This window comes from Leucobacter chromiireducens subsp. chromiireducens (assembly GCF_016758255.1).
Classification (GTDB): domain Bacteria; phylum Actinomycetota; class Actinomycetes; order Actinomycetales; family Microbacteriaceae; genus Leucobacter; species Leucobacter chromiireducens.
The window spans coordinates 37,266-61,104 of the sequence record NZ_QYAD01000002.1; the positions used below are offsets into that span (position 1 = coordinate 37,266).

General features: G+C 68.8%; 22 protein-coding genes. 15 read left to right on the forward strand and 7 right to left on the reverse strand.

Translation table 11 applies throughout. From position 1 onward, the window contains the following. Positions 1–2: 2 nt before the first annotated feature. Positions 3–1,673 (reverse strand): ABC-F family ATP-binding cassette domain-containing protein, encoded by a 1,671-nt coding sequence (locus D3226_RS06275; RefSeq protein ID WP_202381589.1) that lies wholly within the window; start codon positions 1,671–1,673, stop codon positions 3–5. 127 nt (positions 1,674–1,800) lie between these two features. On the opposite strand from D3226_RS06275, the gene D3226_RS06280 reads away from it, so the two are divergent. Then, positions 1,801–2,253 carry a GNAT family N-acetyltransferase gene (locus D3226_RS06280; protein ID WP_202381590.1) on the forward strand — a complete coding sequence of 151 codons (453 nt, stop codon included), beginning with the start codon at positions 1,801–1,803 and terminating at the stop codon, positions 2,251–2,253. A 115-nt stretch (positions 2,254–2,368) separates the two neighbouring features. Further along, positions 2,369–4,102, forward strand: a complete 1,734-nt coding sequence (locus D3226_RS06285; RefSeq protein WP_202381591.1) for an Ig-like domain-containing protein — start codon at positions 2,369–2,371, stop codon at positions 4,100–4,102. Positions 4,103–4,123: 21 nt separating this feature from the next. On the opposite strand, the gene D3226_RS06290 is transcribed toward D3226_RS06285, so the two are convergent. Beyond that, positions 4,124–4,597, reverse strand: coding sequence for a hypothetical protein (locus D3226_RS06290; protein ID WP_202381592.1), 474 nt, complete (start codon positions 4,595–4,597; stop codon positions 4,124–4,126). 181 nt (positions 4,598–4,778) lie between these two features. On the opposite strand from D3226_RS06290, the gene D3226_RS15030 reads away from it, so the two are divergent. Both D3226_RS15030 and D3226_RS06300 read left to right on the forward strand, forming a co-directional pair. Continuing rightward, complete coding sequence (locus tag D3226_RS15030) at positions 4,779–6,020, forward strand: histidine kinase (RefSeq protein ID WP_202381593.1); 1,242 nt, start codon at positions 4,779–4,781, stop codon at positions 6,018–6,020. After that, positions 6,017–6,664, forward strand: coding sequence for a response regulator transcription factor (locus D3226_RS06300; RefSeq protein WP_202381594.1), 648 nt, complete (start codon positions 6,017–6,019; stop codon positions 6,662–6,664). The genes D3226_RS15030 and D3226_RS06300 overlap by 4 nt, the downstream gene beginning before the upstream one ends. Here the strand turns inward: D3226_RS06300 and D3226_RS06305 are convergent. After that, on the reverse strand, positions 6,661–7,848 hold the full coding sequence (locus tag D3226_RS06305; protein WP_202381595.1) for an MFS transporter: 1,188 nt from the start codon (positions 7,846–7,848) through the stop codon (positions 6,661–6,663). The genes D3226_RS06300 and D3226_RS06305 overlap by 4 nt on opposite strands. 118 nt (positions 7,849–7,966) lie before the next feature. On the opposite strand from D3226_RS06305, the gene ribB reads away from it, so the two are divergent. Next, positions 7,967–8,623 (forward strand): 3,4-dihydroxy-2-butanone-4-phosphate synthase, encoded by a 657-nt coding sequence (gene ribB, locus D3226_RS06310; protein WP_202381596.1) that lies wholly within the window; start codon positions 7,967–7,969, stop codon positions 8,621–8,623. Here ribB and D3226_RS06315 read toward each other — a convergent pair. Then, positions 8,611–9,336 carry an SIP domain-containing protein gene (locus tag D3226_RS06315; RefSeq protein WP_202381597.1) on the reverse strand — a complete coding sequence of 242 codons (726 nt, stop codon included), beginning with the start codon at positions 9,334–9,336 and terminating at the stop codon, positions 8,611–8,613. The genes ribB and D3226_RS06315 overlap by 13 nt on opposite strands. A gap of 66 nt (positions 9,337–9,402) precedes the next feature. Between D3226_RS06315 and D3226_RS06320 the strand changes: the two genes are divergently transcribed. The 9 genes from D3226_RS06320 (at position 9,403) to D3226_RS06360 (ending at position 19,292) form a co-directional block, all read left to right on the forward strand. Continuing rightward, positions 9,403–9,981 carry a TetR/AcrR family transcriptional regulator gene (locus D3226_RS06320; protein ID WP_202381598.1) on the forward strand — a complete coding sequence of 193 codons (579 nt, stop codon included), beginning with the start codon at positions 9,403–9,405 and terminating at the stop codon, positions 9,979–9,981. Positions 9,982–10,055: 74 nt separating this feature from the next. Then, on the forward strand, positions 10,056–10,901 hold the full coding sequence (locus D3226_RS06325; protein WP_202381599.1) for a helix-turn-helix domain-containing protein: 846 nt from the start codon (positions 10,056–10,058) through the stop codon (positions 10,899–10,901). A 171-nt stretch (positions 10,902–11,072) separates the two neighbouring features. Further along, positions 11,073–12,140: an ABC transporter substrate-binding protein gene (locus tag D3226_RS06330; protein WP_202381600.1), complete on the forward strand. Its 1,068-nt coding sequence runs from the start codon at positions 11,073–11,075 to the stop codon at positions 12,138–12,140. Continuing rightward, positions 12,137–13,132: an iron chelate uptake ABC transporter family permease subunit gene (locus D3226_RS06335; RefSeq protein WP_202381601.1), complete on the forward strand. Its 996-nt coding sequence runs from the start codon at positions 12,137–12,139 to the stop codon at positions 13,130–13,132. Before D3226_RS06330 ends, D3226_RS06335 begins: the two co-directional genes overlap by 4 nt. Beyond that, positions 13,129–14,187 (forward strand): iron chelate uptake ABC transporter family permease subunit, encoded by a 1,059-nt coding sequence (locus tag D3226_RS06340; RefSeq protein ID WP_202381602.1) that lies wholly within the window; start codon positions 13,129–13,131, stop codon positions 14,185–14,187. Before D3226_RS06335 ends, D3226_RS06340 begins: the two co-directional genes overlap by 4 nt. 11 nt (positions 14,188–14,198) lie before the next feature. Further along, entirely contained in the window at positions 14,199–14,987 is a 789-nt protein-coding gene (locus tag D3226_RS06345; RefSeq protein WP_202381603.1) for an ABC transporter ATP-binding protein, read from the forward strand. Further along, positions 14,984–16,615, forward strand: a complete 1,632-nt coding sequence (locus tag D3226_RS15035; protein WP_202381604.1) for an ABC transporter transmembrane domain-containing protein — start codon at positions 14,984–14,986, stop codon at positions 16,613–16,615. The genes D3226_RS06345 and D3226_RS15035 overlap by 4 nt, the downstream gene beginning before the upstream one ends. Next, on the forward strand, positions 16,612–18,393 hold the full coding sequence (locus tag D3226_RS06355; protein ID WP_202381605.1) for an ABC transporter transmembrane domain-containing protein: 1,782 nt from the start codon (positions 16,612–16,614) through the stop codon (positions 18,391–18,393). The genes D3226_RS15035 and D3226_RS06355 overlap by 4 nt, the downstream gene beginning before the upstream one ends. Continuing rightward, the gene (locus tag D3226_RS06360) at positions 18,390–19,292 is read left to right on the forward strand and encodes a siderophore-interacting protein (protein WP_202381606.1); all 903 of its coding nucleotides are present in this window, start codon (positions 18,390–18,392) and stop codon (positions 19,290–19,292) included. Before D3226_RS06355 ends, D3226_RS06360 begins: the two co-directional genes overlap by 4 nt. Here D3226_RS06360 and D3226_RS06365 read toward each other — a convergent pair. Next, positions 19,277–20,083, reverse strand: a complete 807-nt coding sequence (locus D3226_RS06365; protein WP_202381607.1) for a TerC family protein — start codon at positions 20,081–20,083, stop codon at positions 19,277–19,279. The two genes, D3226_RS06360 and D3226_RS06365, sit on opposite strands and share 16 nt — an antisense overlap. A gap of 57 nt (positions 20,084–20,140) precedes the next feature. Beyond that, positions 20,141–20,668, reverse strand: coding sequence for a CGNR zinc finger domain-containing protein (locus tag D3226_RS06370; protein WP_202381608.1), 528 nt, complete (start codon positions 20,666–20,668; stop codon positions 20,141–20,143). Between the two features lie 67 nt (positions 20,669–20,735). Between D3226_RS06370 and D3226_RS06375 the strand changes: the two genes are divergently transcribed. Then, on the forward strand, positions 20,736–22,109 hold the full coding sequence (locus D3226_RS06375) for an MFS transporter (RefSeq protein WP_202381609.1): 1,374 nt from the start codon (positions 20,736–20,738) through the stop codon (positions 22,107–22,109). Here the strand turns inward: D3226_RS06375 and D3226_RS06380 are convergent. Next, complete coding sequence (locus tag D3226_RS06380) at positions 22,106–23,722, reverse strand: ABC-F family ATP-binding cassette domain-containing protein (RefSeq protein ID WP_202381610.1); 1,617 nt, start codon at positions 23,720–23,722, stop codon at positions 22,106–22,108. The genes D3226_RS06375 and D3226_RS06380 overlap by 4 nt on opposite strands. Positions 23,723–23,839 lie beyond the last annotated feature (117 nt).

Here is a 23,839-nt window from a genome sequence, read left to right on the forward strand (position 1 = left end):
CCTCAGCGTGCGCGGTTCACCCGCCCCTCGTCCCACACGGGCTTCGCGGATTCGACGACCTCGCCGTCCTCTTGGAAGACCCAGAACCGGTCGAAGTCGCGCGCGAACCAGCGGTCGTGCGTCACCGCGATGACGGTGCCCTCGAACGCAGCGAGTGCCTGCTGCAGCGCCTCTGCCGACTGCAGGTCGAGGTGGTCGGTGGGCTCGTCAAGCAGCAGCAGGGTCGCCCCGCCCAGCTCGAGCAGCAGGATCTGGAAGCGCGCCTGCTGGCCACCCGAGAGCGAGTCGAAGGCCTGCTCGGCCGACTGTGCCAGCTCGTAGCGGGCCAGCGCGCGGGCTGCCGCTTCCCGATCCCGCCCCGCTCGATGCTCGTCACCACGATGCAGGATCTCGAGCAGCGTGCGCCCCGCGAGGTCCGGGCGCCGCTGCGTCTGCGCGAACCAGCCCGGCCGCACGCGGGCGCCAAGGCGGGCGGAGCCCGTGTGTGCAACCGGCTCGATCTCCAGGTCGCCCACCGGCTCGTGTTCCAGATCGGGATCGCTGCCGCCGGCCGCGAGTAGGCGCAGGAAGTGAGATTTCCCCGAACCGTTTGAACCGAGCACGGCGACGCGATCGCCAAACCAGGCCTCCGCGTCAAACGGAAACATGAGGTCGGTGAGCTCGAGCTGCTCGCAGATCACCGCGCGCTTGCCCGTGCGGCCACCCGCGAGCCGCATCTCGAGACGCTGCTCGCGCGGCTGCTCGTGCGGCGGACCGGCTTCTTCGAAGCGCGCGAGGCGCGTCTGCGCCGCGTGGTACCGAGAGCTCATGCCCGCGTTGTACGCCGCCTTCTCCTTGTACATGAGCACGAGCGCCTTGAGTTTGGCGTGCTCCTCGTCCCAGCGGCGGCGCAGCTCGTCGAGCCGTTCGAAGCGCGCGTCTCGCGCAGCGTGGTAGCCCGCGAAGCTGCCCGGGTGGATCCACGCGGTGCTGCCCGCAGCGCCGAGCTCGAGCGTCGCGATTGCGGTGGCAGAGCGCGCGAGGAGCTCGCGGTCGTGGCTGACAAAGAGCACACCCTTTCCGGAAGCGCGCAGCTGATCCTCCAGCCAGCGCTTGCCCGGCACGTCGAGGAAGTTGTCGGGCTCGTCGAGGATAAGCAGGCCGTGCGGGCCGCGGATGAGTGCCTCCAGCACCAGTCGCTTCTGCTCGCCGCCCGAAAGCGTCTCGATGGGGCGGCTTGCGGCTCGCTCAAAGGGGAGTCCCAGCGCGGCCTGCGTGCAGACGTCCCAGAACACCTCGGCGTCGTAGCCACCGGCCTCGCCCCAGGCGACGAGCGCGTTCGCGTAGGCCATCTGCGAGGCCTCCGAGCCTGTCTCGGCCATGCGGCGCTCGGCCGCTTCGAGCCGCTCGCTCGCCTGCTGAATCTTCGGAGCGGAGACATCGAGCAAGAGCTCGCGCACCGAGGCTCCGGTGAGGAACTGGCGCATCACGCCGAGCGAACCCGTGCGCGCAACCGCGCCGTCGTCGGGGATGAGCTCGCCGAGCGCGATACGCAGCAGGGTCGATTTGCCTGCTCCGTTTGCGCCAATGAGCGCGAGACGATCACCGTCGCCCACGCGCAACGAGACGTTGTTCAGCAATGGCCGACCGTCGGGAAGCGAGTAGCTGATCGCGGAAAGATCGAGATGGGACATCATTTCAGTTTACATCCCGGGCGTGGCGCAGTGCAGGCGTGTTGCCGATTGCGCAACCTTTTCCGGGATGCCGAAGAGATCGCGGTCTGGGTTTGTGCCCAACGCATCCGCGCGCAAGGATTGTGGGATGACCAGCACTTCGCCCGATCTGACACTTCGCCCGAGCTCCGGAGCAGGGGAGTACCCCGCGCTCGTTGAGATCTGGCGCAGCGCGGTGCGCGCCACCCACGATTTCCTTGCCGCGGAAGACTTTGCGCGAATCGAATCGTTGCTCGCCGACGCGTACTTTCCGGCGGTCACGCTGACCGTCGCAGAGCGCGCCGGTGCGCCCGTCGGGTTCTCCGGGGTCGCCGAGGGCAATCTCGAGATGCTGTTCGTGGCAGATTCCGCGCGCGGAAGCGGGGTCGGCAGTGCCCTCCTTGCCCACGCGGTTGCAGAGCAGGGCGTGACGCGGGTGGATGTCAACGAGCAGAACGCGAGCGCGGGTGGCTTCTACCGGAGTCGGGGCTTCGTTCAGGTGGGGCGCAGTGAACTCGACGGTGATGGGCGCCCGTACCCGATCCTGCACCTCGCGCTGTAGGGCAAGCAGCGCCTGGCGGCTCGACGCGCGCCACTGCGCGCAAAAAAGGTGCAGTTCGCGCAGTGCTGGCACACCGCGCCGAGTACCGCGGGGCGTGCTCGAATAATCTCTGGACATGATCCAGCATTCTTCACGTCCACGATCCATCGCACTGCTCGCTGCATCGACGCTTGCGCTCAGCTGCGTGGGTCTCGCTGCAGCAAGCCCGGCTATGGCGGCCCCGCTCTCGCAGCAGGTCCAGCCACCCGTCGCATCTCCCTCAGAGGGGGATGAGACGGTGCCGCAGCCTGCGGGCTCGGAAACCGTGACGACGCTGCGGGTGAATGAGGCACCTACGACCTTTGGCCAGCCGCTTATCGTGTCCGGTGCTGTTGAACTGCTGGGGCCCGCTCTGGTGATTGGCAAGCCGATCGACTTCTATCTCGACGACACGAAGATCGGCACGAGCGTGTTGCTGATCCCAGAGGGCCCAACGAAGTACGGGGCTCTCTTCCCCGTGCCGTTCTTCCCGCAGGCGGGGACCTACACGCTCACCGCTCGCTTCGCGGGGAGCGAGAGCGACATTCAGGGTCTTCCGAATGCACTGCCCTCGATCAGCGAGGGGATGACGATTGTTGTGGCCCAGGCGTTGACGCAGACCACCATCCTCGAGGCCCCCACCTCGCCCGCGGCGTTCGCGCCCATCGACGTAGTGGCACGTGTCTCCTCGTCTGCGCCCGGTGTCGCGGGCACTGCGGTGCTGCTCGCCGACGGCTCCCCGGTGCAAACCGAGACCCTGGAAGCCGACGGCACCGTCCGCTTCGAGCAGGCGGAGGTGCCGTGGGGTGCGAAGGAACTGACCGTCGCGTACACGGGCGACGTCTCAGGTAACTGGGGAAACTCGACGTCCGAGGCGGTCGCCTATGGGGCGCGCGAGATCGGCACGAGTGCGAACCTCAGCCTCTCCACGCACCAGCTGCGCGCAATCGACACGGTGACCGCTGAGCTGGAGGTGCGCGCAGACGGGCTGGGCGCGCACATCGATCCCCGTGGTGGAATCGAGATTCTCGTTGACGGCGAGGTCTTCTACGCGGAGGCCTCGAGTGACGACCGCGACGCGACCCCGGGCGATGGCATCTCGCGCTTCGAGGCCTCGCTGAGCGGGCTCACCCCAGGATCGCACCAGGTGTCGGCGCGCTACCTGCCGGCCCCCGGATTCGGCAGTGCCGAGATCGCGCCGGTGGAGTTGGACGTTCGTGCCGTGGAGACGGTCCTCACGCCCGCCAAGTCCGAGCTGCACGGCACCCCGAAGCACCCCGCGACGGTCGACGTGACGGTAGCTCTTGCCGAGGAGGATCCGGGCACCGACCCCGGGCCAGAGACCGTTGCGACGCGCAGTGCCGCAAGCGCCGCGCCCGCTGAGGTGTTCCTGCCGAACGGCACCGTACAGGTGTTCGTGGGCGATGAGCCGCTGGGCGAGCCGTTCGTCGTGACCGACGGTGCGGGAACCGCGGTGCTTGCCGGGCTGCCCGTGGGAACGCACGAGATCGACCTGCGATTCGTGCCCGCTGAGCAGGGCCTGCTGCGCAGCTCTGCCACGGTGACCGCGATCATCGCCGCGGACGAGACGGACGGCGGCACTGACGGTGAAACGGATGGGGGCACCGACGGTGAAACCGACGGGGGCACTGACGGGGGCACTGACGGCGGCTCCGCAGTGACGCCCAAGACGCCGGGCAAGTCGAGCGGCAGCGCGCTTGCGAAGACGGGCGGTGCAGATCAGAGCGGGATCCTGCTCGGCGGTGCCACGCTACTCCTCGGCGCCGGCGCGGCGCTCACCGTGGCGCGCGCCCGCCGACGCAACTCCTAGTGCGGTTCTCGCGGTGCTGCCCTAGCGCAGCACCGCGATGCCGAGCGAAGCGAGCACGCCAAACACGGCGCCCCAGATGATGATCGAGATGATCTGCCACATAATCACCTGGTTCTTCGAAGCACCGAACGACACCATGGCGGCAGAGGTGATCTGACTCGGCAGGATGAGCTGGCCGAGCAGGCTCACCCCGGGCACACCGAACTGGTCGAAGCGTTCCTTCAGCTTTGCGCGGCGCGGGGTGAGCGGCTTCGCCTCGCGCCGCTTCGTAGCCTGCGAGCGCACACCGTGCGCGGTCAGCACGCACACGAGCATCGACACGATGTTGCCGAGCACGGCCACGCCGATGGCCACGACCGGGCTCAGCCCGATGATCACGCCGATGGCAGAACCAAAGTACGACTCCACGAACGGAATGGCCGAAACGAGCAGCACCCCCAGCCACTGGAGCACCTCGGGGAGTGAAGCGGTGAAGTCCTGGAGCGTGGTGATCATGGGGGCCTTTCGGGTCGAAACGGTGGTGATTCCATCGTCTCGATTGGGAACGCTGGCGCCCAGTGCCACCGTGTCACGCGTTCGTGTGAGCCGTGCATCACCGGGGCATGACATCTGTCACAGCCTGTGGTGACGGCGGTGACGGCGGTGGCGGCAGGGCCGGGCCGCCTAGGCTGGGAGCGTGTCTGAACCCACCACCACTCCCGCCCCGGGCGCCGGCGTCACCGCCACCTGGAATTACACGCTCGGCTCGATCGTGTTCCTCTTCCTCGTGATGGACCTGTGCATCGTTGGGGATGCGCTCACGCGGCTCTCGGTAGACCGCAGCCCCATGCTTCTGGCGTTCCTCGCGCTCACCGTTGTCGCTGCGGCGGTGCGCCTGCGCGTCACCTGGCTGCTCCGTGATGCGGCGACGGCGGGCCATCCGCCGCGCGTGTGGACGATCTTGCTCTTCGCCTCGGCCGGGGCATCGTGGCTGCTCGCGTTCGCCGATCCGAGCATCGCGGTGTTCGCGGCGGCGCAGCTCTGGTTCTCGGGTTCGACCTTCGCCTGCTGGCTCCGCCGGCCTACCCGCTGGGTCGTGCTGCTCGGATTCCTGATGCTCACGCTGATACCCATTCTGTGGCACCAGGTGCGTGCGCCGGGGTCCATTCTGCTCGGCGCCGGGCCGCTCCACTGGATGGTGGCGTTCTACGCGCTCCTCCTGCCCTTCATGCTGCTGACCAGCCTGTGGATCTGGCAGGTGGTGCGACAGCTGGACGAGGCACGGCACCTCGGCGCAGACCTCGCCGTGACGCAGGAGCGGCTCCGCTTCGCCTCCGATCTGCACGACATTCAGGGGCACCACCTGCAGGTCATCGCGCTGAAGGCCGAGCTTGCCGAGCGCACGCTCGAGGTCGCTCCTGCTCAGGCAGTCGCGCAGGTGGGGGAGATCCGCCTGATCGCGAAGGAAGCGATGGAAGAGACGCGAGCGCTCGTCGCGGGGCTCCGTGAGGTGGGTCTCACCGAGGAACTGGAGAACGCGAGCGATGTGCTGACGCTCGCCGGCGCGGAATGCCGTTTGACTGTGACCGGGATGCCAGCGGATCGTGAGCTGCAGCGGGTGCTCGCGTTCGCGGTGCGCGAGGCGACGACGAACATCCTTCGTCACGCGAGCGCAACCGAGGCCGAGCTGACGCTCACGCAGGCTCGCGGTGGGTATCTCCTCATCGTGGTGAACAACGGCGTGGCCGTCGACGACGAGACGGTTCCGCGCGGCGCCGCGAGCTCGGGCCTTGCCGGGCTGCGCGAGCGGCTTGCAGCGGTGGGTGGCACGCTCACCGCGGGCGTCACCGAGCACGCGGTCGCGGGCGAGGCCGGGCCCGGCATCCCCACCGCCCGGTTTGAATTGACGGCCTGGGTGCCGAAGGGAGGCTCGCGATGAGCGCAATAGAGAACGGTGAAGATGCTCAGCCGATCCGCCTGCTGATTGCTGACGACGAGCACCTCATTCGGGGCGCGCTCGAGGCCCTGCTCGGCCTGGAGCCTGACATCGAGGTGGTCGCGGGCGCCGATGACGGGGAGCAGGCCGTTGCACTCGCGCTCGAGCTGCGACCGCGCATCTGCCTGCTCGATCTCGAGATGCCGCGTGCCGACGGCATCGAGGCGGCCGAGCGTATTCTCGCGGCGCTGCCCGCGACTCGTGTGATCATCGTCACGCGGCATGCTCGTCCTGGCGTGCTCCGTCGCGCGCTCGCCGCACAGGTCGCGGGCTTCGTGCCGAAGTCGACGCCGGCGGGCGAGCTCGCTGATGTGATCCGTGACGTCGCGGCAGGCAAGCGCTACATCGACCCGGAGATCGCTGCTGCGGCGCTGACCGCGGAGCGCTGCCCCCTCACGGAACGGGAACTCGACGTGCTCCGCGCCACTCGGGGCAGCCGGGGCTCGGCGAGTGTGCAGGAGATCGCGGAGCAGCTCTTCCTCTCGTCGGGAACCGTGCGCAACTACCTTTCCGCGGCGATCACGAAGCTTGGGGCAACGAACCGACACGATGCCGCGGAGCACGCCTGGCAGCAGGGCTGGATCTAGCGGCGAACCGCGGTCACGCCAACCCCGGCCGAAAGCACGGCGACTGCCGCCGCGAAGATGATGCCCGCCGGGCGGAGGCCGATTGCGTTGGTGAGGAGCCCAACGCCGATCGCGGGCAGCGCGAGCATCGTGTACAGCCCTGCGAAGAACGAGGACGACACTTCGCCACGGTGCTCCGGGGCCACGCTGCCGACGGTCGTGGCGAGTCCGGCGTTCATGCAGATCCCGCCCGAGGCGCCGAGAACGGCAGCAGCGATGAGGAGCGGAATGGCGTTCGTTCCGGTGAGCGCGAGCGCGAGGAGACCTGCCGCGACGACGAGCCCGCTGCAGCCGATCGGCAGCGCGCGGCGTGGGCGCATGCAACCCGCGATCAGCTGCCCCGCAGCCATGCCCGCGAATGTGAGAAACACGACGAGGCCAGCAAGCGCGTGGTTCTCGACGCCCAGTTCGCGTGAGAGGAAGAGTGCAGACACCGCGGTGAGTACCCCGGTGACCGCAAAGCCGCTTCCCGCGGCGAGCACCGCACGGATAAAATCGCCGCGGACTTCTCGCGGCACACGAAGGCGCTGCGGGCGAAAGCTGGGGCGGTGCGTGATCACGTGGCTGGGCGTCCACGCGAACAGCCCAACGAATGCGAGCGCGCAGAGCGTGAGATGCACTGCGAACGGGGTGAAGAGCGGCTCGCTTGCGAACTCGGCGATGAGGCCAGCGCCGAGCGTGCCAATAGCGAGGCCGCCCGTGTTTGCGATCACCGCGAGCGACCCCGCAGCGCCACGGCGGTCGGGCGGGAAGAGATCGAGCACCGCCGCGGTGCCGGCGCCGCTCATGAGGCCTGCGCCCAAGCCGGAGACGACGCGTGCCGCCAGGAGCAGCGGTATCGACGGTGGCAGGAGGAAAAGCACAGCGCTCGCGAACGCGAGTGTCACGGCGGCGAGGAGCACGGGTCGCCTGCCGATCTGGTCGGAGAGCTTTCCGAAGAGGAGCAGCGCGGTGACAACGCCGACGGCGTAGACCGCGAAGAGCACGGTCACGGTGAGCGGTGAGAAGTTCAGCTCGGCAGCGTACAGCGTGTACAGCGGGGTGGGCACCGTGGTGCCGAGCATGGTGACCGTGAACGCGAACGTGGCCGCCGCAATAGCGCGCGCCGCTCGACCGCGTGCGGCGGGGGATGGGGTAAAGGACATCTGCTTCCTGACTATCGATACATTGTGTCTCGAAATGAACGTAACACATTACGGGTCACTCTGTCCTGATACTGTTGCCCATCGAGGCATGGTGTCTCGATATTGCGAGAGGAGTGAGATGGGTACGGCGAAGCAAGGGGTGGCCGCGGGTGAGACGAGCGGGGGTGTCGAGCTCTCGCCAATTTCGGAGGTGCTGGCTCGGTTTGCGGCGGGCGACGTGGTGTTGGTTGCAGATGATGATGCCCGGGAGAACGAGGTGGATGCGATCGTGGCCGCCGAGCTGGCGACCCCGGCGACGATCGGGTGGATGGTGCGCTACACCTCCGGGCTGCTCTGCGCGCCAATGGCCGCGGAGCGTGCGGACGCCCTCGGGCTGCCGGCCATGGTGGAGCGAAATGAGGACCCGCGCGGCACCGCGTATACAGTGACTGTTGATGCGCGGACTGTCGCGACGACCGGCATCTCGGCGAGCGACCGAGCGTGCACCGTGCGCATGCTCGCCGACCCTGTTGCCGGTCCCGGTGACCTGATCCGCCCGGGGCACATATTGCCACTTCGTGCGCATCCGCTTGGTACTCACGGGCGCGGTGGCCATACCGAGGCGGCTGTTGATCTTGCTCGCATGGCGGGTCTTGAGTCGGTGGGGGTGCTCGCGGAGTTGGTGGACGACGTGGGGGAGATGCTTCGTCTGGGCGACGTGCTCGAAAGCTCGGTGTTCGCTGGGATGGCGGTGACAACCGTGGCGGAGATTGCGCGCGCGAGTCAGTCCCGGTAGTCACCAACGCCGGCGCGCCAGTAGCCCTGCACGTGCAGGCTCGCGAGCTCTCGTTCGCGGAGGGCGCGGCGCGCCTCCCTCGCGGCGCTTGCCTCTGCGGCAAACCACGCTGCGCTGCCGGGATGGATGTCGAGCATGTGCGTGGCGGCTGCGAGTCGAGTGCCCGGGGCCTCGCCGCTCTCGCGTATGAGCCATACGATCTCCGCGTGCTTGGGCGCGGCGAGCTCCTGCCGGTCTCGCTCGTCGCCCACCTCGATGACCGCCCGCACTGGGCGCCCGTGGCGAACGTGGTTTTCGCGCTCGAGGATCGCCGCGAGGGCGGGCAGGGCGGTCTCGTCGGCGAAGAGTGCGAGGGCGTCCGCGTGACGACCGTCGGCGCCCCCGCCGCGCGGTCCAGCGATGCGTGCGGGTGAGCCCACGCGGCACTCGCTCGCCCAGCGCGGCATCGTGCCGCCCGGGTGGAGGAATACGTCGACGGTGATCTCGTCGCGGAACGGGTCATGGCCGCGCACCGTGTACGCGCGGCCATGTTCGCTGCCGTCGGGCTGTGGGGCGAAGAGCTTCACCCACGCCCCCGGGGCATCGTGGACGGTGGGGGTGAGGTCATCGCCGCTCAGGTGGAGGCGGAGCATGTGCTCGGTGAGGTGCTCGCGTGCGGTCACGACGACGTCGCGGAGAACGGGGCGCATGGTGGTCCAATCTTTTCGGGTCACTGTGTCTCGTAAGCGTATCCGCGACAGTTCCGATGCAGCAAGTCTCGAAAGTGGTACGCTCGGGCCATGGCAGACCACCCGCGCCCACTGGGGCGACCACGCAGCGAAGATGCTCGGCTCGCCGTCCTTCGTGCCGTTGACGACATGCTTGTTGCGGACGGCTATGCCGCGATGACCATGAAGGGCATTGCCGAGCGCGCCGGTGTGGGGCGCCAAACGGTGTACCGCTGGTGGTCCTCGAAGGCTGAAATTCTGCTCGAGGCGAGTGCCGCAGACGCGGCCCGAGAGCTCACGGTTGAACCCGGGGTCGATGCCGAGACTGAAGTGGCGGCGTTTCTGCGGGCGCTCGCGGCGTTCCTCACGGTGTCGGATGCGGGGCTTGCGTACCGTGCCCTGCTGGGAGAAGCGCAGCATGATCAGAAGGTGGCCGAACTGCTCCGCGGCACGGATGTGCTAGGTGATGCGGCCCGTGCAGTGATCCAGCGGGTGCAAGCGGAGGGGGCGATCCCTATCGAATCTGACCCGGGGGCGCTCGCCGCCGGCCTGGTGGGTCCGCTGGTGTTCCGCATCCTTACCGAGGGGTGGCGTGCCGACGATGCTGAGCTGCTGCGTATGGCGCAGCGCTTTCTGCGTGGCCTCCGGTAGTTTTTGAATGGCCCGCCCTGAGGTGCGGGCAGCGCTCAGGTGTCACAGCTGAGCGCTGATACGATCAACATCTGATGAATGCGTATCGCCAGCCCGATTGGGCACTCAGCGGGGCGCACCCGCCGGCGATCAGCGATCCGTATCTCATGGGCACCGGCGTGGTGCGCGGGAGTGATGTGGACCCCGAGCGCCCCATCTCGCCACCGCACACGCACCCCGAGGCGATGCTCGCCTGGTGCTACCGGGGCACGGTGTGGGTGTACCTCGAGGGCGCGATGTGGCAGCTTGGCCCGGGCCAGGGGATTTGGATCCCGCCGCACACACCGCACACCGCCCGGCACGAGCGCGACGCCACCGGGTGCTACACGTACGTGCCGGACAATGCGCTTGGCGAGCCGATCACCGAAGTGAGTCGGGTTGCCGTGCCGCGCGCGGTGCAGGAGATGCTGCTGCACCTTGCGTCGAACGACATGGATCCCGATCTGCGTATCCGCATTCAGCAGGCGCTTATCGACATGCTTCAGCTCCCTGCCGAGCACGTGGCAGAGGAGGTGGGGGAGGTACCCGTCCCCGCCGACGAGCGGGTGCGCGGCCTCGTTGAGGCGGTGCTTGCCGAGCCCGGGGATCGGCGTACCGCGCGCGAGCTGTTCGCGCAGCACGGGCTCCACGAGCGCACTGTGCTTCGCGTGTTCACGAGTGATATTGGCATGAGCTTTGGGCAGTGGCGCACGGGTGTGCGCATGACGGCGGCAGCGCGGCGCATCGTCGCGGGCGACCCGGTGGGGCTCGCGGGGCAGCAGTGTGGCTACGACTCGACGAGCGCGTTCTCCGCAGCGTTTAAGGGGCGCTTTGGGGTGACTCCGCGCCAATACGTTGCGCGGGCGCGCGCCGACTCTGCGCAACGGAACTACTGGCGGTAGTGAGCGGGGCTGTCGGTTTCGGGATAGAAGTCGTCCGCTCGGCAACACACGGGACTTCGCGGCACCCGTAGCCTTGAGGAGTTAGGTGAGCCTTCCCTACGTCTGATGTCACGCCGCGACGCACGCCGCAGGGCGTGGCATCCACTCATTCGCTTTGCCACAAGGAGAACCATGCCGCACGCGTTTGCGCGCCCCCAGATCCGCCGCGCCTCGGGCCTCACCGCGCTGCTCGCCGCAGCCGCGCTCGCTCTCACGGGGTGCTCGCCGAGCACCTCGGGTGCAGCCGAGAGCGCACCGGCCGCCTCCGGCGACGCCGTGGTGATCGAACACGCGCACGGCAGCACCACGATCCCGGCGAAGCCGAAGCGAATCGTGGCGCTCGGCTGGATGAGCCCCGACATCGTTGCGGCGCTCGGCACGAACCCCGTGGGCATCGAAGAGGTATGGGGCGCCGACGAAGACGGCTTCCAGCCCTGGTTCGAGGACTACGTCATGGAGGAGTACGGGGAGACGCCCGAGATCATCCCCTTTACCGAAGAGGGGCCCAACTTTGAGGCGATCAAGGCCCTCGATCCCGATCTGATTGTCAGCCTCTACTCCGGAATCACCGATGTGGAGTACGAACGACTCAGCGGCATCGCGCCCACGCTTCCCTACATCACCCGGGCCTGGGATCCGAGCACCTGGCAGGACATGACCCGCACACTCGGCACCGCGATGTCTGAGGAGGATCGCGCCGAGGAGCTCATCGCCGACACCGAGGAGCTCGTCACCTCGCTCGCCGGAGAGCACCCCGAGTTCGAGGACAAGACCTTTGTGTGGGGCCTGACCCTCAACGAGGGCGGCACCGATCTTGGTGTGTACCTCAACTACGATCCGCGGGTGCGCATCACCGAGGAGCTCGGCTTCACCTCCACCTCCGCAATGGACACGTTCCTGGGCACCGCCGAGGGCGACAACTGGTACACGGGCGTGAGTCTCGAGCAGCTCGGTGACGTCGAGGCCGATCTGTTTGGTGCGTGGGGTGGCAGCGTAGCCGAGGGCGAGTACACCGTCGCCAACAAGGTCGTCTCGCAGTGGAACCCCATCGCCAAGAAGTCGTACGTGATCTACACCGACCAGGCCGACGCCTCCGCGATCAGCGCCCCCACGGTGCTCTCGCTGCAGTACATCCTGCCGCAGTACGTCGAGGATCTCGCGAACGCGCTGCAGGGCAAGCCCACCATCAACGGGAAGTGATCGCTCGAACAACGGGGCTCATCATCGCGGCGGTCATTCTGGCCGCCGCGGTGATCGCCTCGCTGGCGGTGGGGGCCAAAGCGATCGAGCCGGCAACGGTGATCGACGCGCTCACCGCCTTCGATGAGGAGGATCCGCTCCACCTCACGGTGATGGAGCTGCGGTTCCCACGCACGGTGTTCGCCGTGCTCGTGGGGGCCGCGCTCGCGGTGTGCGGCGCGCTCATCCAGGCGTTCACGCGCAACCCGCTCGCCGACCCCGGCATCTTGGGAGTGAACGCCGGTGCCTCGCTCGCCGTGACCTTCGCGGTTGGGGTGCTGGGGCTCACCGCGCCCGGCGCCTACGTGCCCTTCGCGCTGTTTGGGGCGCTCGCGCTCACCCTGCTCGTCACGCTGCTCGGCTCGCTCGGACCCTCCGGCGGCAGCCCGGGCAAGCTCACGCTCGCGGGTGTGGCGCTCGGGGCCGCGTGCACCGGGCTCACCACCGCGATCGTGCTGCAGAACCACAGCACGCTGCAGGTGATGCGATTCTGGGGCGTGGGAGCGGTGGGTGGTCGTACCCTCGACCAGGTTGTCTGGGCGGGCCCGCTCATCCTCGTGGGGCTGCTGCTCGGTTTCGCCTGCGCGCGCTCGCTGAACGCGCTCGCGCTCGGCGATGAGCTCGCCGGAGCCCTCGGCACACGCATCGCGGTGACGCGCGTGCTGGTCGTGCTCGCGGTGACGCTTCTCGCGGGAACCAGCGTTGCTGCCGCGGGCCCCATCGGGTTCGTGGGCATCATGGTGCCGCACGCGGTGCGCTGGTTCACCGGACCCGATCAGCGCTGGGTGCTCGCGTACTCCGTGATCGTCGGTCCCATCTTCCTGCTGCTCGCCGACATCCTCGGTCGCGTCGCGCTGCCGAACGGTGAGCTGCGAGTGGGCATCGTAACGGGCGTCATCGGCGCACCCGTGCTGATCGCGCTCGTGCGCCGCAGGCGGGTGATCTCGCTGTGACCCTGCTGCACTCGGAGATCGACAGCGGGCGACGCGAGATTTGGATCGATGCACCACGTGCGTCCGGGCGCGTGCCGGTGCGCACGCTGTGGGTCAGCGTGGCGCTCCTGGCCGTCGTGCTCGTCGCGGGGCTCGCCTCCATGACGATCGGCTCGTACTCGCTCGACTTCGCCACGGTGCTCCGCGCGCTCGTCGACCCCGCGGCCGACCCGGACGCGCGCCAGGTGGTGTTCGAGTGGCGGCTGCCACGACTCCTCTTCGCGATCCTCTGCGGCGCCGCGCTCGCGCTGTCCGGCGGGATCTTCCAGTCGCTCACCCGCAACCCGCTCGGCTCGCCCGACATCATCGGTTTCGGCGTGGGCGCGCAGTTCGGCGTGACGATCACGCTCCTCGTGCTGGGCCTCAACACCTACATGACCAAGGCTGCGGGTGCGCTCGTGGGCGGCCTTCTCACCGCGCTGCTCGTCTACGCGCTCGCGGCCAAGCGCACCACCAGCTCGTTCCGGCTCATCATCGTTGGCATCGGCGTCTCGGCAGGCCTCGGGTCGCTGAGCTCATGGATCCTCATCTCTGTGAGTGTCGAACAGGCCATGATGGTGGCGACCTGGGGCGCGGGATCACTCGCGTCGCTCGGCTTCGACCAGCTGTTGCCCGCCGCGCTCGTGTTCGTAGTGGTGGTGTGCGCGTCGCTGCCGCTCGCGCGCACGCTGCCCCTGCTCGAGCTCGGTGATGACTCCGCCTCGGCGCTCGGCATCCGCCCCGGCCGGCTGCGCTTCTGGGCGATGTGCGCGGGCGTTGCGCTCATGGCACTCGTCACCGCCGCGGCCGGGCCAATTTCGTTCATTGCGCTCGCCGCACCGCAAATCTGCCAGCGCCTGCTGCGAGCAAACAGCCCCATGGGCACCGTGCCGCTCATGCTCACGGGCGTCGTGCTCGTCGTCGTATCCGACGCGATCGCGCAGCTTATGCAGGTTCCCGTCGGCGTTGTCACGGTGTCGCTGGGCGGCCTCTACCTCGCGTGGCTGCTCGCCGTGCAGTACCGATCTTCACGTTGAAAGGACTTTCCATGACCGCCGCACTGCGCGCAGAAGAGATCACGCTCGGCTACGGGGACACCCCGATTGTTCGGGATCTCACCCTGGGCATCCCCGACCGCTCGTTCACCGTGATCATCGGCCCGAACGCGTGCGGCAAGTCGACCCTGCTGCGCGGCTTCTCCCGACTGCTGCGACCCAGCACGGGATCGGTGATGCTCGACGGTGCTGAGCTGCACTCGCGGCCGCCGAAGGAGGTGGCACGCAAGCTGGGCCTGCTGCCCCAGTCGGCCATTGCCCCCGACGGGATCACCGTCGCCGACCTCGTGGGCCGCGGCCGCTTCCCGCATCAGAGTGCCCTGCGCACCTGGAGTCGCGCCGACGAGGAGGCGGTGGCCGAAGCGCTCGCCGCCACCGCCACGACCGAGCTCTCGCACCGCCTCGTTGACGAGCTCTCGGGTGGGCAGCGGCAGCGTGTCTGGGTGGCGATGGCGCTCGCGCAGCAGACGGGCCACCTGCTGCTTGATGAGCCCACCACGTACCTCGATATCGCGCACCAGATCGAACTTCTTGAGCTGTTCGCTGAGCTGCACCGTGGTGGCACCACGGTGGTGGCAGTGCTGCACGACTTGAACCACGCCGCGCGCTACGCCACCCACCTCGTGGCGATGCGTGATGGTGCGATTGTGGCGCAGGGCCCGCCCCGCGAGGTCATCACCGCGGAGCTTGTCGAGCGCGTGTACGAGCTGCCCTGCCGAGTGATTGAAGACCCGGTGTCGGGAGCTCCGCTCGTGCTGCCGCTCGGCCGGAGCGGGAAGTGACCGTCACCCCAGGAAAGCTCTTTCGTGTCGCGCTCGCGGGGGAGGGGCGTGGCCTCGCGCTCACGCTTGCGACCGCGCTGCTCGTGCTCCACGCGCTCGCGGAGACCGCGATCCCCGTGCTGATTGGCGTGGTGGTGGACCGCGCGGTACTGAGCGCGGACGCTGGGGCGCTGGTCACCTGGCTCGGTGTGCTCCTCACGGTATTTCTCGTCCTCACGCTGAGCTACCAGGGGGCCTCGCGTCTCATGGTGACTGTCTACGGCACAGGCGAGCAGGCGCTGCGGCATCTGGCGCTCTCGCGGTTGCTCCGCCCCGCGCTGCCAGCGCGCACGCTGAGTGCCGGCGAGGCGTTGGGCTACGTCACTTCAGACACCTACCGGGTGGCCGGCGTCGCCTGGTCGGTGGCGCAGCAGAGCGCCACCGTTGCCGCGATCATCGCGTCCGCGTGCGCCATGCTGGTCATCTCACCGGCCGCGACTCTCGTGGTGTTTCTCGCCACCGCGGTGATGATGCTCGTCATGCGCCTCGTCTCGCGTCCGCTCGAGCAGCGCGGCCATGCCGAGCAGGCGGCCGCAACGGAGGCTGGGGCGGTCGCCGCCGACTTCATGACTGGATTCCGCGTGCTCGTGGGCATGGGGGCGCGCGGCGAGGCCGTGCGCCGCTACACCGCGGCGAGCACGCGCTCGCGCGGGGCCGCGACCTCCGCTGGTCGGGCGCTCGCGGGCGCTGAAGCGGTGAGCGCCACGCTCGCAGCACTCACCACAGCGGGGCTCGCGGGCATGTCTGCGTGGTTTGCGAGCGCGGGCAGCATCAGCATCGGCGAGCTCGTCACGGTGCTCGGCCTCGCCCAGTTTGTGAGCGGCTCGCTCGCGCACGCGGGGACATTCCCCGCGAATTGGGCGCACAAGCTGGCTTCGGCGAGGCGACTCGCCACCCTGATCAACACCCCGGACCTGCTGCCACCCGCGGAGCAGGGGGACGCTGTGCAGCATCACGCAGACGTCGTGCTCACATTTCTGCCGGGCCGCGGCGCCGAGCGGGTGGAACTGCGGCGCGGCGAGAAGTTGGGGGTACGGCCCACCGACACGGCTGCGGCGCGCGCCGCGTCCCGCGCGCTCGGGCTGCGCGCCCCGCTCGACCGCGGCGTACTCACCCTCGCAGACGCGGCTCAGGCCGGCGCGCACCGTGATGCGCGTGATCTCGAGCTCGCTGAATACCGTCGCCGCGTCGTCTCGCTGCCGCACCGGCAGGCGGTGGCGAGCGAGAGCCTCCGCACCGCGGTGCTGGGCCCGGCGGCACCCGTCGCGGGCGATGCGCCGCAGGCCGCGGCGGTCGCAGCCGCGGCGCTCACCGATGTGGTCGCCGAGCTCGGTGGCTGGGAGACCCCGCTGGGCGAGGCGGGCCGGCGCGTATCCGGCGGACAGCGGCAACGGATTGGCATCGCACGTGGCCTCCACGCGAACGCGGAGGTACTTGTGCTCGATGAGCCGACCTCCGCGGTTGACGCGGTGACGGAGGCCGAGATTGCAGCTGGTCTCGCGGTGCGACCCGAGACGATGGTGCTTATCTCCTCTTCGCCCACGCTGCTTGCGGCCTGCGATCGCGTGGTGGAATGGGGTGCCCAGTGAGCAAGCCGACTCCCACCCTGCCGATTGCGAGCGGGCGCGAAGTTCGCGCCGTGATTGTTCGACTGCTGAGCGTGCACCGCGGCCGGACGATCGCAGCGGCAGTGCTGCTCCTCCTCGCGAGCGTGCTCGGGCTCGTGCTGCCGCTCTGCCTCGGGCGCATCGTCGACGCCGTGGTGCGCGACGCCGGGCCCGCGGTGATCGGCGGCTGGGCGTTCGGAGCTGCCGCGGGCGCCATTGGTGCCGCGCTCATGGGGATGTGGGGGAGCCGGGTGCTCGTGGGGCTCGTGCAGCAGACGCTCGCGAGCCTCCGCGAGGAGGTGTTCGCATCCGCGATGCGGTTGCCGGTTGCGACGATTGACGATGGCGAGAGCGCTGACCTCCTGTCTCGCGTCACTGGCGACGTTGAGGCGGTCGCGGAGGCCGGCGGCGATGTCATGCCGACACTGCTCTCCGCACTGTTTGCGATCGCGGTGTCGCTTGCCTCGCTCGCGGCGCTCGACCTGCGCCTCGCCCTCGCAGGGCTCGCCTGCGTGCCCTGCTATGTGTGGGGAACGCGCGTGTTTCTGAAGCACTCGCGCGTTGTGTTCCGTGAGGTGCGCGAGCGCGAAGCCGCTCGCAGCCAGGCTGTGCTCGAAGCCGTCGAGGGTCGGGAGACGCTCACCGCGCTCGGCGAGGAAACGCACGCGCTCGACCGCGTTGCGGTGCGGGCCCGAGCGTCGATCCGCACGCAGATCGTGGGCGCGCGGCTGCGCAACCGACTGTTCTTCACCATCAACGGGGGCGAGGCGATCGGCATGGTTGCCCTGCTCGGCACGGGGTTCGCGCTGAGCGGCGTCGGCGCGGTGACCGTGGGCATGGTGACCACTGCGGCGCTCGTGTTCCACCGACTGTTCGGCCCCATCGGGCAGCTCATCTTTGGGCTTGACGACATTCAGCGTGCCACGATCGGTCTGGCGCGACTCGTGGGAGTCATCGAAGCCGCCCCGCCCGCCGTGCCTGCGCCGCAGCGCGAGGTGACGCGATCTGGCCTGGCCGAAGGCCACATCGCGGTCGCCCTCAACGATGTGTCATTCCGCTATCCCCGCACCGGCCGTGGGGTGCAACACGTGACGCTCACGATCCCCGCGGGAACGACGGCGGCCTTTGTCGGCGCGTCCGGCTCAGGCAAGAGCACGGTGGCGCGCCTCATCGCGGGCCAGTACGCACCAGATTCTGGCACGCTTGACACCAGCGCGCAGCCGTACACGATCTCACAGGAGCTCCATCAGTTCCGGGGCACCGTCGCCGAGAACCTCAGGCTTGCGGCGCCCGAGGCGGCCGACGAGGAGATCCACGCCGCGCTCGCGGCGGTGGGTGCCGAGTGGGCGCTTGAGTCACAGCAGCCGGAACGCTGGGACGAGGGGCGTATTCAGCAAATTGCCGTTGCGCGTGCGCTGCTCGCTGACCCTGAGATTGTCATTCTCGACGAGCCGACCGCTGAGGTGGGTCTGCAGCAGCGGCCCGCGGTCGACCGAGCCATTGCGTTGCTCCGCCAAGAGCGCACCGCCGTGTACATCGCGCACCAGTTGCAACCCACGGCGACCGCAGAGCAGATCGGTGTGTTTGCCGACGGTCGTTTGGTGCAGCACGGCACACACGCTGAGTTGCGCGCGGCGGCCGGCCCGTATCGCGAACTGTGGTCCGCGCAGCTCGGTGAGAGTGGCTCGCCCGCCACCGACGCTTTTGACACTGATCTTTCCGATCCCGATCCTTCCGATCCCGAAAGTGAGAATCCATGACCATCTTCCGTGGGGTAGTCACCGCCACCGAATCCCTCAGCCCCGAGCTGGTGCGCGTCACGCTGGGTGGGCCGGGCGTTGCCGACTTCGTCAGCACCGGGGTGCCCGACGAGTACGTGCGCGTGTTCTTTCCGCACGGCGATGACCCGCACGATGTGTCGCTGCCGGTTCCCGACGGCGACTGGTGGAGCACCCCGCCGGGCGCCCCGGAGGCACCGATGCGCACGTACACGATCAGTGCCGTGCGACCGGCGGCGGGCGAGATTGACATCGACTTCGTGGTGCACGAGGCCGGGATCGCGGGTCCGTGGGCGCGCACCGCTCAGCCCGGCTACGTGCTCGGCTTGAATGCCCCCACTGGGCTCTACGAGCCGCCGAGCGGCACGCGCTGGCAGCTGCTCGCGGCGGACCTCACCGGGCTGCCCGCTGCGGCCCGTATCGCCGCACGCAGCACCGGGATCCGCACGCGGCTGGTGCTCGAAGCGCCCGCGGGTGCGGCTCTCGTCGATCTTGCCGTCTACGGGGTTGCCGCGGGTGCTGGCATCGAAGTGACGTGGATCGAGGGCGGCAACGGACACGGCCCGAGCGCGCTCGGCGAGATTGTGCGCCGGTCGTTGCACGAGAAGGGATCGTTCGAGGAAGGGTACGTCTGGGTGGCGGGCGAGACCGCTGCACTGCGCGACGTGCGGAAGTTCCTGCGCCGCGAGCTCGGGCTGCCCGCCGCCCGGTACAAGGTGGTGGGGTACTGGAATCCGGTGGCTGACTGGAGCTCGCGCTACGACGCCCTCTCGGAGGACGTGCAGCGCGAGCTCGCAGCGATCTGGGATGACGCCGAGCCCGGCGACGCTGAGGATACGCAGTTGCGCTACGAGGAGCGCCTCGCTCAACTGGGGCTCTGAGTCTCCGATTCGGCGGCGTGGCTGGCAGCGGGGTCGGCGGTGGCTTCGGTGAGCGCGGTGCGTTCCCGACGTTTTGCCGCGCGGCCCTGGGCCACGAGGTTGAGCGTTTCCACGAGCACCGCAAACGCCATGGGGCCGTAGATGAGGGCCTTGTCGATCTTCACACCGAAGCCCTCGGCGATCAGGAACACCGCGATGAGGAGCAGGAACGACAGCGCCAGCATCTTCACGGTGGGGTGGCGGTTCACGAACGCGAAGATGGTGCCCGACGCGAAGAGCATAATGCCGAAGGAGAGCAGCACGGCCGCGATGATCACGATCATGTTTGAGGTCATGCCCACCGCGGTGATCACCGAGTCGAGCGAGAACACCAGGTCGAGCGCCAGGATCTGGGCGATCACCGCACCAAAGGTGGTAGCGACGGCGCCGGCCTTCGGCTGTTCCTCGTCATGTCCCTCGAACTTGTGGTGAATCTCCTGTATCGCCTTGTACAGCAGGAAGACACCACCCGCGATGAGGATCAGGTCCTTCATTGAGAAGCCCAGCTCGCCGATCTGAATGAAGTCATCGGTGAGCGTGATGATCCAGCCGGCGAAGAAGATCAGCACCACGCGCATGAGCATGGCGAGGCTGAGGCCGAGCTTGCGGGCCTTGGCCTGCTGGTGTTCCGGCAGTTTGCCCGCGAGGATCGAGATGAAGATCACATTGTCGACACCGAGCACCACCTCCAGCAGGAAGAGCGCAAGAAACACAGCGACGAGGTCAGGGGAGAGGGATAAGTCGAACTCCATGGAATAACGCTAGGGCACGATCCCGCGCTTCTCAGCGTTCATTCAGCGCTTACGCGGCTACTTTGCGGCAGCGGCTCGCCTCCGGTGGCGGCGCACGGCGTCGCGCCCGGCGCAGGGCTGCGAGCAGTAGCGCTGTCGCCCCGGGCGGCTCACGTCAGCGAATGCGCGAGCGCACTCGGGCAGGGCGCAGCGGCCGAGCCGGTGCATCCCGTTCTGTGTGAGGTGCTCGGCAGCGGCGACGCTCACCGCGGCGGCGAGGGTCTCGCCGAGCCCCGCGGTGTCTGCGCGGTAGTGGAGGTGCCACCCAGAACCGTCGTGGTTCGTGACGCTCGGCGCGCTTGCGAAATCGGTGAGGAGGGCGTTCATCGCCTCCACGCGGTGCAGCTCTGATGCGGCGTCAACGAGGTCGCGCCAGCCGGCGAGAAACTCCAGCGTTCGTGGGAGATCCGCAGGCTGAGGTGGGGTATCGAGCGGCATGCCCCACTCCAGCCATCGTGCCGCGATCTCTGCGCTCGACGCGGGCGGCTCGTTGAGCAGCGAGATGCCGATCCCCAGCAGCTCGCGCATGTAAGGGTTTACGCGCATAATGCCATTACAACATGCTGGTGCGGTGCATGAATCAGGTTCCTCCCAGTCGCGTCCCCTCCCACGAGTGAGCTGGTGGCCTCTGGTCGCTTGCTGCCTGGGAACGTTCCTGCTGCTCGTCTACACCTCGATTGTCACGGTTGCCCTGCCCAGCATTGCGGCGGACCTCGGCGCAGGGCACAGCGCACAGCAGTGGGTGGTGAACGTGTACACCGTCGCACTGGCCGGATTCCTCCTCGGGGCGGGATCGATCGGTGACACGTTGGGCATCGCCCGGGTATACCTCGTGGGGGTTGCGGCATTCACGGTTGCCACCGCGCTTGCGGGCTTCGCGCCGAGCGTGGGCTGGCTCATCGCGGGGCGCGCCGTGCAGGGAGTCGCCGGGGCCGTAATGTTTGCCTGCATCCCCGCGCTCATCGGCCGGGCATACGCCGAGCCGCGCACCCGTGCTGTGGCTTTCGCGGTGTGGGGCGCGGTTGCGGGCGCAGCCTCGGCTATCGGGACGATCGCGGGTGGGGTGCTCGCCGAATTTGTGGGCTGGCGATGGCTGTTCTTCGCGGCGCTCCCGTTCTGTCTGATCGCGCTCGCCGCGGCGTTGCGTCTTCGCGCGCTGCCGGGGCGGCCACCCGCCAGTGGCGTACGGCCGCCAGTGGACTGGGCAGGTCTCGGTTGCGCGACGCTGGGCATCACTGCGCTCGCGTATGCAATCACCGAGACGGGATCACCCAGCGGGCCGGGTCTCGGGGTGCTCGCCGCGGCGTTGGTGGCCGGCTGCAGCGCAGTCGGATTTGTGTGGGCCGAGCGGCGAGCGGTGGCCCCGGTGCTGCCGCTCAGTCTCCTGCGCACCCCGGCATACCTTGCCGCGCTGCTTGCCGCGTTCGGGTACTACTTCGCCGCGTTCGGGCAGCTCCCTGCCATCTCAAACTGGTTGCAGCTGGGGGAAGGGCTCGGGTCGGCCGCAACCGCCACGATCCTGCTCGCGCAGCTCATCGCGTTTGTGTTGGCCTCTGCGCTGCTCAGCGCTCGCCTGCGCGGCGCGGGGGTGCGCGGGGCACTCGGGTGGCCCATGCTGGCGATCGCGTTCGCTGCGGCCACGGGCCTCTTGTTGCTCACTGGTGTGGGGTGGATCACGCTCGTGCCGTTCCTCGTGCTCTCTGGCGCAGCGGCGGGCGTCATCTCGCCCGCGTTGCCCGCCCTCGCGCTTGCGGCCGCGCCCGCGGAAGTTTCCGCGGCGGCAACGAGCGGCGCGAATGCGGCCCGGCAGCTGGGGCTCGCGTTGGGGGTGGCGGTCTGCGGCAGTGTGGCGGCGGTGCCCGAGTCGGGCCCGCTTGCGGGCGCGTTTCTCGTGTGTGCGGTGCTCGCTCTGAGCATTGGCATTCTCGTCCTACGACTCGGCGCGGCTCCGGAGACGAAGCCCCAGTGCCGCGCCAAGCCAGGTTAGGCCACTGCTTCTTCGAAGGTGCGCAGTTCGCGCAGGCCTGTCGCCGTGTCGAGCTCGAGTATCGTGTCGATGCCGAGTCGTTCGAGGAACGCGAAGTCGTGGCTCACGACGAGGAGTGCGCCACGGTACGCGTCGAGTGCCTGAGCGAGCTGCTCAACGCTCGCGAGATCCAGGTTGTTGGTGGGCTCATCGAGTACCAGTAGCTGCGCGGGCGGGTCCGCGAGCAGCAGCCGCGCAAGCGCGACACGGAACCGCTCACCGCCCGACAGTGTCCCCACGGGGCGATGCGCGGAGTCACCACGCAGGAGCAAGCGTGCGAGCTGATTCTGGATCGTACCGGTTGGCGTCGCAGGGGCCACCGCCTGCACGTTCGCGATCGCGCTGGCCTGTTCGTCGAGGCCGTCGAGACGCTGAGCGAGAAACCCCACTCGCTCGGTCAGCAGCGTGCCCGAGGGGCGCCCCGCCGTTGGTGCCGATCCACTCATCAGTTGCGCGAGCAGCGTCGACTTGCCAGAGCCATTCGCTCCGACGAGCGCCACACGCTCCGGCCCCTGCACGAGGATGGTGCGCGAGCCCGTGCTGAACTCGACGAGGCGACGCCCGCGCGGCACCTCGGGATCGGGCAGCACGAGACTGATCCGCTCATCCACGCGCACGCGCGCATCGGCGGCGTCGACCGCGGCTTGCGCGGCCTGCACCTTGTCGTCGAGCGTGCCCCGCATCGCGCCGGCGGATGCCTGTGCTTTGCTGGCGCGATTCCCGGCGAGAATCTTCGGGATCCCGCCGCTCGCCTGGGTTTTCTTCGCGGTGCGCTCGCGGCGTGCGAGCTTGGTCTCCGCCTCGACGCGCTGCCGCTTCTCTACCTTCAGGGTCTGCTGTGCGCTGCGCGCAGCCTGCGCGGCGGCGGCCTGCTGCTGTTCCTGATGCGCCTCCCACGCGCTGTACGGGCCGCCGAAGGTCTCAAGGCGTCCGGAGAAGAGCTCGGCCGTGTGATCCATCCGCTCGAGCAGCTCGCGGTCGTGGCTCACGATGAGCAGCGTGCCCGGCCACGCATCGACGAGCTCGCCGAGCCTGGCCCGAGTGGCACGGTCGAGGTTATTCGTTGGCTCGTCGAGCAGCGTGATGGGCGTGCGCCGAATCCGCAACCCCATGATGGCGATGAGCGTCGCCTCGCCACCCGACACCTCGCCGACGCGTCGATCGATGTCTTCCGGCGCGAATCCGAGTTGTTGGAGTGCCTCCCCGGCGCGCGACTCGATATCCCAATCGTCGCCGACCGCGTCGAAGTGCTCGTGCGCGACGTCGCCCGCCTCGATGGCGCGCAGAGCCGCGAGGGTCTCGTGGATGCCGAGCAACTCGGCGAGGGGCGCGTCTGCGCGAAGCGTGAGCGTCTGTCGCAGGTAGCCGACCTCGCCGCTCGTGACGATGTGGCCGGACGAGGGGGTGAGTTCGCCCGCGATGAGTCGGAGCAGAGTGGACTTCCCCGCACCGTTCCTGCCGACGAGGCCGGTGCGGCCGGGGGTGAATGTGCCTGACACGCGCTCGAGTGCCGCGGTGCCGTCGGGCCACGCGAACGAGAGTTCGTGCAGAGAGATTGCGGGTGATGTTGACATGGCTGTCGCCTTTCGAAGTGCCCGGGCGTGCGGCGACGCGCGAGGAAGGCTCCGTCGGGCCTCAGATCGCGCGGCCGCGCACGCACGCCAAATGGAGCGGTGCTGCGGTGTGGGGAA

Excerpts from the sequence above, each read along its gene's own strand:
- D3226_RS06275 (WP_202381589.1), bottom strand. The coding sequence starts at position 1,673 with ATGTCCCATCTCGATCTTTCCGCGATCAGCTACTCGCTTCCCGACGGT.
- D3226_RS06280 (WP_202381590.1), top strand. The coding sequence starts at position 1,801 with ATGACCAGCACTTCGCCCGATCTGACACTTCGCCCGAGCTCCGGAGCA.
- D3226_RS06285 (WP_202381591.1), top strand. The coding sequence starts at position 2,369 with ATGATCCAGCATTCTTCACGTCCACGATCCATCGCACTGCTCGCTGCA.
- D3226_RS06290 (WP_202381592.1), bottom strand. The coding sequence starts at position 4,597 with ATGATCACCACGCTCCAGGACTTCACCGCTTCACTCCCCGAGGTGCTC.
- D3226_RS06300 (WP_202381594.1), top strand. The coding sequence starts at position 6,017 with ATGAGCGCAATAGAGAACGGTGAAGATGCTCAGCCGATCCGCCTGCTG.
- D3226_RS06305 (WP_202381595.1), bottom strand. The coding sequence starts at position 7,848 with ATGTCCTTTACCCCATCCCCCGCCGCACGCGGTCGAGCGGCGCGCGCT.
- ribB (WP_202381596.1), top strand. The coding sequence starts at position 7,967 with ATGGGTACGGCGAAGCAAGGGGTGGCCGCGGGTGAGACGAGCGGGGGT.
- D3226_RS06320 (WP_202381598.1), top strand. The coding sequence starts at position 9,403 with ATGGCAGACCACCCGCGCCCACTGGGGCGACCACGCAGCGAAGATGCT.
- D3226_RS06325 (WP_202381599.1), top strand. The coding sequence starts at position 10,056 with ATGAATGCGTATCGCCAGCCCGATTGGGCACTCAGCGGGGCGCACCCG.
- D3226_RS06330 (WP_202381600.1), top strand. The coding sequence starts at position 11,073 with ATGCCGCACGCGTTTGCGCGCCCCCAGATCCGCCGCGCCTCGGGCCTC.
- D3226_RS06345 (WP_202381603.1), top strand. The coding sequence starts at position 14,199 with ATGACCGCCGCACTGCGCGCAGAAGAGATCACGCTCGGCTACGGGGAC.
- D3226_RS06360 (WP_202381606.1), top strand. The coding sequence starts at position 18,390 with ATGACCATCTTCCGTGGGGTAGTCACCGCCACCGAATCCCTCAGCCCC.
- D3226_RS06365 (WP_202381607.1), bottom strand. The coding sequence starts at position 20,083 with ATGGAGTTCGACTTATCCCTCTCCCCTGACCTCGTCGCTGTGTTTCTT.
- D3226_RS06370 (WP_202381608.1), bottom strand. The coding sequence starts at position 20,668 with ATGCGCGTAAACCCTTACATGCGCGAGCTGCTGGGGATCGGCATCTCG.
- D3226_RS06380 (WP_202381610.1), bottom strand. The coding sequence starts at position 23,722 with ATGTCAACATCACCCGCAATCTCTCTGCACGAACTCTCGTTCGCGTGG.